Raw genomic sequence first — 8,915 nt, 5'->3', positions numbered from 1 at the left:
AAACAAACAAAACAACCAAAACCACCCACATCAACGCCCTCCAACACGGCCACCTCACCCTCACCGCCACCACCCACCTCACCCCACCCACCTAAAACCCCCACTCCGAAAACCCCACCAACCCACCACCACGAAAAGATTCAGCCGCAGAACGCGGAACCACACCGAGGCGCCCCAGGCCCGCGTCGGCACCCACCTTGCGGACACCCTTTAAACCTCCGCCAACCGCAGCACGGCACCTCGGCCGTCGATGCGATGCCCGACCCTCGACCGCCGCCACCACAGGCGGCTAGTACCGACGCGTACACAACGCGCAAGGGCCGGGCCCACGGAACCGTGCCGGTTGACACCGAACCTCGCAGGCCCGTAGATCTGCCGCTCGATCACGAGACGACCACCACCGCCGGGCTTGCCGAGTCCCGGGATCGAGACGACCTACCACGACCCCGCCCCGCCCCCGCAGAAGACACCGGCACCCAGGCGCCCACCGCGTTACCGACCGCGCGGGCCGCCCCCCCTCCGGCGCAACCTCGGCGAGGCCGCCGAGCGCGCCGCACCGCACCATCGGACCCGCCTGCGGACACCATGGGCGGCCACCGACCCCGAAGAGCGTCGTCACGCCACCGATTCCGGAAGCAGGCGCGCCGCCCTGACCGAAGGGGCGCCGGCCCACCGACCGAACCCGCGAGAAGCACGCCACCGCCCCCGGAATGCCCGGCGAAAAACACAGCCCTCGCACGGCGGCCCACCAACACCCGGACTCCCCGGACCACCCGGGAGCCGACCCGGCCCATGGACACGCGGGCCGAGACGGGGCCCTCGGCACCCCTGGACGCGGGCGGCGCCCCTCCCCCGCGCCCGAATCCACCACCCTCCGCCCGTACGCACAGGCGTGCGAACCCGGCCGACGAACGCCGATCCGTTCCGAATTGATGTTGTCATGCCCCTTGCAAGGGAAGGAGCGGCGCGCTCCAATGGACGCGACTCAATGGAAAGGAAACTTTCCTAATAGAGGCGACCTCCCGGCTGAGCTGTGTCCGTACGCCCTTCCACGACCCCCTGTGCGTGCGACGTCGACTCCCCTGTGCGTCCGACGTCCGGCGTCCGGCATGGTGCAAGAGATCGGAGAACCACGTGCGCATGCGCATCCCCCACCGCATTTTCCGACGCGTCTCCCGTTCGGAACGACCACCCCGCCCCGCACACCGCCGACGGCGCACCGGGGTACGGGTCGCTCTGGCCATGACACTGGCCGCGATCCCCGCCGCGGTCGCCCTCAACACCGGACAGGCGGCCGCGGCCTCCGGCCTCGACGATCCGGTGAAGAAGGAGATCGCCCTGCAGATCGTCTCGACGGCCGAGAACTCCTCACTCCAGTGGCGCGAGCAGTTCGACTACATCGAGGACATCGGCGACGGGCGCGGCTACACGGCCGGCATCGTCGGGTTCTGCTCCGGTACGCACGACATGCTCGAACTCGTCGAGTACTACACGGGCAAGGTGCCGGGCAACCCGCTGGCCAAGTACCTCCCGGCGCTCCGCGCGGTCGACGGGAGCGACTCCCACGAGGGCCTCGACCCCGGCTTCACGACCGCCTGGGAGCAGGCCGCGGCCACCCCCGAGTTCCGGGCGGCCCAGGAACACGAGCGTGACCGCGTCTACTTCGGCCCCTCCGTAGCCCGGGCGAAGAGCGACGGGCTGCGGACGCTCGGGCAGTTCGTCTACTACGACGCCATCGTCATGCACGGGCAGTCGGGCTTCGACAGCATCCGCGCCGAGGCCCGGAACGACGCCCGTACGCCGGCCGAGGGCGGCGACGAGACCCGGTACCTCGACGCCTTCCTCGACGCCCGTGTCGTGGAGATGAAGAAGGAGGAGGCGCACGAGGACACCAGCCGGGTCGACACCGCCCAGCGCGTGTTCCTGCGGAACGGCAACCTGGACCTCGACACGCCGCTGGCCTGGGCCGTCTACGGCGACGACTTCCGGATCGACACCGATCCCCGGCCCGGTCCGGGGTCGACGGAGCCCCCCGGCGCCGAGACACTGATCTCGCGCGGCAGACCCGCCACCGCCTCGTCGTCCGAGACCTCCACCCTGACCCCCGGAAAGGCCGTCGACGGCAGCGCGACCACCCGCTGGGCCAGTGCCGAGGGATCGGACCCGCAGTGGCTCCGCATCGACCTCGGCGAAGGAGCGTCCGTCTCCCGCGTCGTACTGAACTGGGAGGCCGCGTACGCGAAGCAGTACCGGCTGGAGATCTCGGCCAACGGCACCGACTGGGCCCGTCTGGCGGCGGAGACGGCGGGCAACGGCGGGACCGACACCTGGACCGGCCTGACCGGCAAGGGCCGCTACTTGCGCGTGTACGGCACCGCCCGCGGCACCCCGTACGGCTACTCCCTGTGGGAGGCCGACGTGTACGGCAGCACCGGGGGCACCACGCCCACCGACCCGCCTCCGAAGGGCGCGTTCACCGTGGTCGGCGCCGGTGACATCGCCGACCAGTGCAACCAGAGCGATCCTGGGTGCCAGCACTTCAAGACCGCCGCACGCGCCATGGCGATCAACCCGGCGTTCTACATCACCATGGGCGACAACCAGTACGACGACGCCCACATCGAGGACTTCCGCAACTACTACGACAAGTCCTGGGGCCGGTTCAAGGACAAGACCCACCCCGTGCCCGGCAACCACGAGGCGTACGACGACTGGGACAACCAGGACGAGGTCGCCTACCGGCAGTACTTCGGCGCCCGCGCCACCCCCCAGGGCAAGATGTGGTACAGCTACGACTACGGCAACTGGCACTTCGTCGCCCTCAACTCCAACCGGTTCGACGAGCGCGAACAGCTCGACTGGCTGAAGGCCGACCTCGCCAAGAACAGCAAGAAGTGCATCGCCGCGTACTTCCACCACCCGCTCTTCAGCTCCGGAAGCCACGGCAACGACCCCGTGAGCAAGCCGGTCTGGTCCATGCTGCAGGCAGCCGGTACCGAGCTGGTGCTCAACGGCCACGACCACCACTACGAGCGCTTCGCCCCGCAGAACCCGGACGGCCAGGCTGACCCGAACGGCATCGTCGAGATCCTCGGCGGTATGGGCGGCAAGGACCTGTACGGCCAGGGCGACACCGTGCAGAAGAACAGCCAGAAGCGCATCTGGGACAAGTTCGGCGTGATGCAGCTCGACTTCACCGACACGACCTTCACCTCGAAGTTCGTCGGCACCGACGGAACGGTCCTGGACACCGGCCCGACGTACAACTGCCGCTGATCTCCGCGCCGTCCGACGTGGTCCGGCCGGGTGTGTTCCGGCGGCCCGGACCACGCCCGGCCGGCGAACCCGCCCGGAGCCCCGGCCGTACAGCCGGAGCTCCGGGCACCGCTTACCAGGAGCGTCTGTATGTACCTTGCCGTCGGCAGAACCCGTCCACCGGACGGAACCGCCCCCGACCCAACCCCCTCAGCCGTGCGTCCCTCCTCGCGAAGGCGCCTCACCGGCACCGTCGTCGCGCTCGGCGCCGTCAGCCTCGTCACCGACATCTCGTCCGAGATGGTCACCGCCGTACTGCCCCTCTACCTCGTCCTGGGACTGGGGCTCAGCCCCCTCCAGTTCGGCTTTCTCGACGGCCTCTACAACGGTGTCACCGCCTTCGTCAGACTTGCCGGGGGGCACGCCGCCGACCGTTGGCAGCGGCACAAGCTCGTCGCCGGAAGCGGATACGCGCTGTCCGCCCTCTGCAAACTCGGCCTGCTCCTCGCGGGCGGCTCCACCCCCGCCCTCTCCGCCGCGCTCGCCGCCGACCGGGTCGGCAAAGGCGTGCGGACGGCGCCGCGCGACGCGCTGATCTCGCTGAGCTGCGACGAGCGGGACCTCGGCCGTGCCTTCGGTGTGCACCGGGCCATGGACACCACGGGCGCCATGCTCGGACCGCTCGTCGCCTTCGCCGTCCTGTGGGCGACCGTCGACGCCTACGACGCGGTCTTCGTCGTCAGCTTCTGTTTCGGCCTGCTGGGGGTGCTGATCCTCTTCGCGTTCGTCCCCGGCCGCGGGGCCGGGCCGGCACAACCTCCGAGCAGGGCGGCTGCCACACTGCGGGAAACCCTGCGGCTCTTCCATGTCCCCGCCTTCCGCCGCATCCTCCTCGCGGCCACGGCGCTCGGCCTCGTCGGTGTGGGCGACGGGTTCCTCTACCTCGTCCTGCAGAAGCGGCTCGCCCTCGACGTGGAGTACTTCCCCCTGCTGCCCCTCGGCAGCGCGGCGGTCTACCTCCTGCTCGCCGTTCCCCTCGGCCGGGCCGCCGACCGGATCGGCCGCCGCGTCCCGTATCTGCTGGGGCACGTCGCCCTGCTCGGGGTGTACGTCGCGCTGTTCTCACCGGTGGCCGGCTGGCCGCTCACGATCCTGGTGCTCTCCCTGCACGGCACGTTCTACGCGGCGACCGACGGGGTCCTCATGGCGCTCGGCGGCCCGGTCGTGCCGGCGGACCGGCGTGCGGGCGGGATGGCACTGCTGCAGACCGGCCAGAGTCTGGGCCGCCTGTTCGCGTCCGTCGGGTTCGGAGCCGTCTGGACGCTGTGGGGCATGGACAACGCCCTCCTCCTGGCCGCCGCCGCGCTCGGCGCCGTACTCGTCCTCGCCTGCGTACTCCTGCCGACCGCACCCTCGCCCGCCGCCCCCGCACCCGCCACCGCCCCGGAGTCCTCATGACCCTGCCTCCCCTCTCCCTGCGCGCCCGGATCGTCGCGCTCACGGCGGCCACCGCCGTCCTGGCGACCGTCGCCGTCGGCTACACGGTCGCGGCAGCCGACGGCGACGGCAGGACGCCGGAGCCCGCCGCCGCGCCGGGCCTCACACTCGACGACGCGCCCGGCCTGTACCACGCGGCGCGCAAGGGCAACGTGCGCTCGGCGCCGTACGGCTCCTCCGGCACGGGGGCGGCCGACGGGGCGCGGAGCAGGAGCACCGGGCTCTCGTGCGACCGCTTCTACGCGAGTGGACGGTCGGCCGTCTGTATCGCCGGCCACCCCGGCATCTCGCAGAAGACGAAGGTGAGCGTCCTCGACCGAAAGCTGAACACCCGTAAGACCGTCGTGGTCGGCGGCATCCCCAACCGGGCGCGGGTCTCCCCCTCGGGCCGGATGGTCGCCTGGACGCTGTTCGTCAGCGGCGACTCGTACGCCTCGTCCTCCTTCTCGACGAGGAGCGGCATCCTCGACACGCGGACCGGTTATCTGGTCAAGAACGTGGAGACCCTGCAGCTCTACCTGGAGGGGCGGCGGTACCACGCGCCGGACGTGAACTACTGGGGCATCACCTTCGCGGACGACGACAACCGCTTCTACGCGACGGTGGCCACCAAGGGGAAGACGTACCTCGTCGAGGGCGATGTCAGGACGTGGAAGGCCCGCACACTCCGCCGCAACGCCGAATGCCCGTCCCTCTCGCCCGACGGCACCCGGATCGCCTTCAAGAAGCGGGTCCGCGAAGGCGCCCAGAATCCGTGGCGACTGCACGTACTGGACCTGAGGACGATGCGTGAGACCCCCGTAGCCGAGACCCGCAGCGTCGACGACCAGGCGGCGTGGCTGGACGACTCGACCCTCGCGTACGCCCTTCCGGGGAGCGCGAAGGGCACGTCGGACATCTGGTCCGTCCCCCTCGACGACCCGGATGCCGGACCGAGCCTCCTCCTGAGTGACGCGTCGTCGCCTTCCTTGGTCGTCAAGGGCAGGTGATCAGGGGCGGTCGGCCGCCCGGTCGCCAGGGAAGAACCGCCACGACCGCCCCTCCTGCCGCTCCGCGTCCCGGGTCCGCCGGCCGGCGATGAGTTCTCCCACCGGACGCAGTCTGCACCTGTGTCCATCAACCGGATTCAGCCGGGAGAGCATCATGACCGCCGTCTACACGTTCGACGTATTCTCCAGCCTCGACGGTTTCGGCTCCTACAACGGTGACGGCGACTGGGGTGGTTACTGGGGCAAGCAGGGCCCCGAGCTCCTCGACCGCCGGTCGTCCCTGTACGGCCAGGATCAGCGCATGGTCTTCGGGGCCCGCACGTATCGGAAGTTCGTGCGGTTGGCGGCCCCGACCACCGAGGAGCCCGGCGTGGGCGACGCATGGGTCACCCGCATGAGGAGCCTGCCCGCGACGGTGGTGTCGACCACGCTCGAAGAGCCCCTCGACTGGCCGGACGCGACCGTCGCGAACGGTGACGCCGTCGACGTCGTCGCCCGCCTCAAGGAGGAGTCCGATGTGCCGTTGCGCTCGCACGGCAGCCTGTCGATGAACCGGGCGCTGATGGCCGCCGGGCTGGTCGACCGCGTCCAAGTGACGATCTTTCCCGTCATCACCGGTCGGACCGGTACGGAACCGGTCCTCCGGGGCGGGGCCGACTTCGATCTCGAACTGATCGAGAGCCGGACGCTCGATGGCCGTACCCAGGAGCTCACCTACCGGCCGGTCCCGCACTGACCTGTACAGATCCCGTGCCGGGCAGCGCCGGAGGGTGCCGGGGCCACAGCTGCCGGAAAGCGGGGACTCCTCGGCCCCGGAACCGCACGAGCCCAGGCGCGGCCCGCCCGGAGCGTCACGGAGCGGGCGCGTAGCCGCGGGTGTGGACGAGGTCGTGGATGAGCCGGGTGAAGGCGCGGGTGGCCGCACCGCGGTAGGCGCCCTCACGGTGGAGGAGGGTGACGGTACGGGCGGGGAGGGGCGGGTCGAGGGGGACGGGGGCGAGGTGGGGATGGTCGTGGGTGATGGCGTCGGGCAGGACGGTGGCCAGGCCGGTGCGCTGGACGATCTCGGTGAGCGCCTGGATGGAGTTGGCTTCGACCGCGATGCGGGGAGCGGCCCGGTGGCGGGTGAAGTAGGCGTCGATGTGGCCGCGGGTGGCGAAGTCGCCGCTGAGCAAAGCGAGTTCCCCGCCGGTGAGTTCACTTACGGGGAGCGGGGGGAGAGCGCCGGTGTCAGACCGGCGGGGGCCGGTGACCAGAGTGAGCGTCTCCGTGAACAGAGCGGTGGCGGTGACGCCGGGGAGATGGGGGCCTGCGAAGGCGATGCCGAGGTCGAGGTCGTCGGCGAGTAGGGCCCCTTCGATGCGGTCCTGGGCCATTTCCACCAGCGTGAGGCGGACGCCGGGGTGGCGGGTGTGGAATTCGGCGGTGAGCGGGCCGACCAGGTAGGCGGTGAAGGTGGGGGTGACCCCCAGGCGCAGGTGGCCGCGGGAGAGGTCCTGGACGTCGTGGACGGCACGTTCGGCGGCGGCGAGGTCGCGCAGCGCGCGCCGGGCGTGATCGGTGTAGACGGCGCCCGCGTCGGTGAGCCGCACCGTGCGGCCGGTGCGGTCCAGAAGCTGCACGCCCAGCGTCCGTTCCAGCTGCTTGATCTGCTGGGAGAGGGTGGGCTGGGAGATGTGCAGCTCCTCGGCGGCACGGGTGAAGTTGCCGTGTTCGGCCACGGCGAGCAGATAGCGCAGGTGACGCAGTTCGAGAGCAGCCATGGAAGCAACTATAGATGGGATCGATAGCTCTTATGCGTTACCTCTCTTGGACACTATAGGTACAGGTCATGCATGGTTGATTTCACCAGCCCGCCAGGGCCGGCCCCCCTCCGAAGGGAGTGACCATGCACGACCTGACCCAAGGCGTCGCCCGTTTCCAGCGGGACGTTTTCCCGGCCAAGGCGGAGCTCTTCGCCCGCCTGGCCGCCCATCACACACCGCACACGCTGTTCATCGGGTGTTCCGATGCCCGCGTCGTCCCCGAACTGATCACCGGTACGGAGCCGGGTGATCTGTTCGTCATCCGCACCGCAGGCAACCTGGTGCCCGCCTACGCTCCCGAGGCCGACGGGGTCGCGGCGAGCATCGAGTACGCCGTCGCCACGCTGGGCGTCAAGGACATCGTCGTCTGCGGCCACTCCGCGTGCGGCGCGATGACCGCGCTCGCCGAGAGCCACGACCTCAGCGGCTCCCCGGCGGTCGCCACCTGGCTGCGGCACGCGGACGCCTCGCTGGCCCGCACGCCCACCGGCGGCGATGTTTCCGCCCTGGTAGGGCAGAACGTGCTGGCCCAGCTGGCGAACCTGGCCACCCACCCCTCGGTCGCCAGCGCGCTGGCACAGGGGAGGGCCGCCCTGCACGGCTGGGTCTTCGACATCCCCACCGGCCGCGTCCAGGAGCTGACCGCCCCGCGCGCGGCCTGACCCTGCCGGACCTGCCCCCCTGCCCCGAAAACCCCCACCCCCCGCGAAACCCCCGCCCCACGTGCCACTCCACCCCTCTTCCCGTGAGTGGCCCGGGGGAGAAAAGGACGTACTGATCATGGTGCACGCACAGTTCGACCCGACCGCCCGTGAGGCCCTGGCCGCCAAGGCCGTGGAGGCCAAGACCCTCAAGGACCTCTCCTGGCAGCAGATCGCCGACGCCTCCGGCCTGTCGGTGGCCTTCACCACCGCCGCCGTCCTCGGCCAGCACCCGCTGCCGGAGGAGTCCGCGAAGGCCGTGGCCGATCTGCTCGGCCTGGACGACGACGCGGCGGTTCTGCTGCAGACCATCCCGGTGCGCGGTTCGATGCCCAACCGGATCCCGACCGACCCGACCATGTACCGCTTCTACGAGATGCTCCAGGTCTACGGCACGACCCTCAAGGCCCTCGTCCACGAGCAGTTCGGCGACGGGATCATCTCCGCGATCAACTTCCGGCTCGACGTGAAGAAGGTCGCCGACCCCGAGGGCGGCGAGCGCGCCGTCATCACCCTGGACGGCAAGTACCTGCCGACCAAGCCCTTCTGACCGCCGCCGGTACGGCGTCACCCCCAGGCGGCGGGGGGGGGGGCGCGGCCCCCCCCCCCCCCCCCCCCCCCCCCCCCCCCCCCCCCCCCCCCCCCCCCCGCCCCCCCCCCCCCGCCCC

At 70.8% G+C, this 8,915-nt stretch carries 7 protein-coding genes and 1 pseudogene; 7 read left to right on the top strand and 1 reads right to left on the bottom strand.

Annotation, left to right across the window (positions count from 1 at the left end; translation table 11 throughout):
- Positions 1–1,140: 1,140 nt before the first annotated feature.
- The 5 genes and pseudogenes from ACH4K1_RS26075 to ACH4K1_RS26055 form a co-directional block, all read left to right on the top strand.
- Positions 1,141–1,995 (top strand): annotated as a pseudogene (locus ACH4K1_RS26075) (chitosanase); the annotation flags it as partial.
- A complete protein-coding gene (locus ACH4K1_RS26070) occupies positions 1,990–3,276 on the top strand; it encodes a discoidin domain-containing protein (protein WP_398091970.1) in 1,287 nt (428 codons plus the stop codon). The pseudogene ACH4K1_RS26075 and the gene ACH4K1_RS26070, both read left to right, overlap by 6 nt.
- 129 nt (positions 3,277–3,405) lie before the next feature.
- Positions 3,406–4,713, top strand: coding sequence for an MFS transporter (locus ACH4K1_RS26065; protein WP_398091956.1), 1,308 nt, complete (start codon positions 3,406–3,408; stop codon positions 4,711–4,713).
- Positions 4,710–5,741, top strand: coding sequence for a hypothetical protein (locus tag ACH4K1_RS26060; RefSeq protein ID WP_398091954.1), 1,032 nt, complete (start codon positions 4,710–4,712; stop codon positions 5,739–5,741). Before ACH4K1_RS26065 ends, ACH4K1_RS26060 begins: the two co-directional genes overlap by 4 nt.
- A 154-nt stretch (positions 5,742–5,895) precedes the next feature.
- Entirely contained in the window at positions 5,896–6,477 is a 582-nt protein-coding gene (locus ACH4K1_RS26055; RefSeq protein ID WP_398091952.1) for a dihydrofolate reductase family protein, read from the top strand.
- Between the two features lie 115 nt (positions 6,478–6,592).
- Here the strand turns inward: ACH4K1_RS26055 and cynR are convergent, their stop codons facing one another.
- Entirely contained in the window at positions 6,593–7,504 is a 912-nt protein-coding gene (cynR, locus tag ACH4K1_RS26050; protein WP_398091950.1) for a transcriptional regulator CynR, read from the bottom strand.
- Positions 7,505–7,629: 125 nt separating this feature from the next.
- Here cynR and ACH4K1_RS26045 point away from each other — a divergent pair, with 125 nt between their 5' ends.
- Together ACH4K1_RS26045 and cynS are read left to right on the top strand one after the other, a co-directional pair.
- Positions 7,630–8,208, top strand: a complete 579-nt coding sequence (locus tag ACH4K1_RS26045; RefSeq protein ID WP_398091948.1) for a carbonic anhydrase — start codon at positions 7,630–7,632, stop codon at positions 8,206–8,208.
- A gap of 118 nt (positions 8,209–8,326) precedes the next feature.
- A complete protein-coding gene (cynS, locus tag ACH4K1_RS26040; RefSeq protein ID WP_398091946.1) occupies positions 8,327–8,797 on the top strand; it encodes a cyanase in 471 nt (156 codons plus the stop codon).
- Positions 8,798–8,915: the final 118 nt, after the last annotated feature.

This window comes from Streptomyces sp. NPDC017448 (assembly GCF_044330565.1).
Classification (GTDB): Bacteria; Actinomycetota; Actinomycetes; order Streptomycetales; family Streptomycetaceae; genus Streptomyces.
Note: the sequence above shows the minus strand (reverse complement) of the source record. Positions and strands in the feature narration are given on the sequence as shown.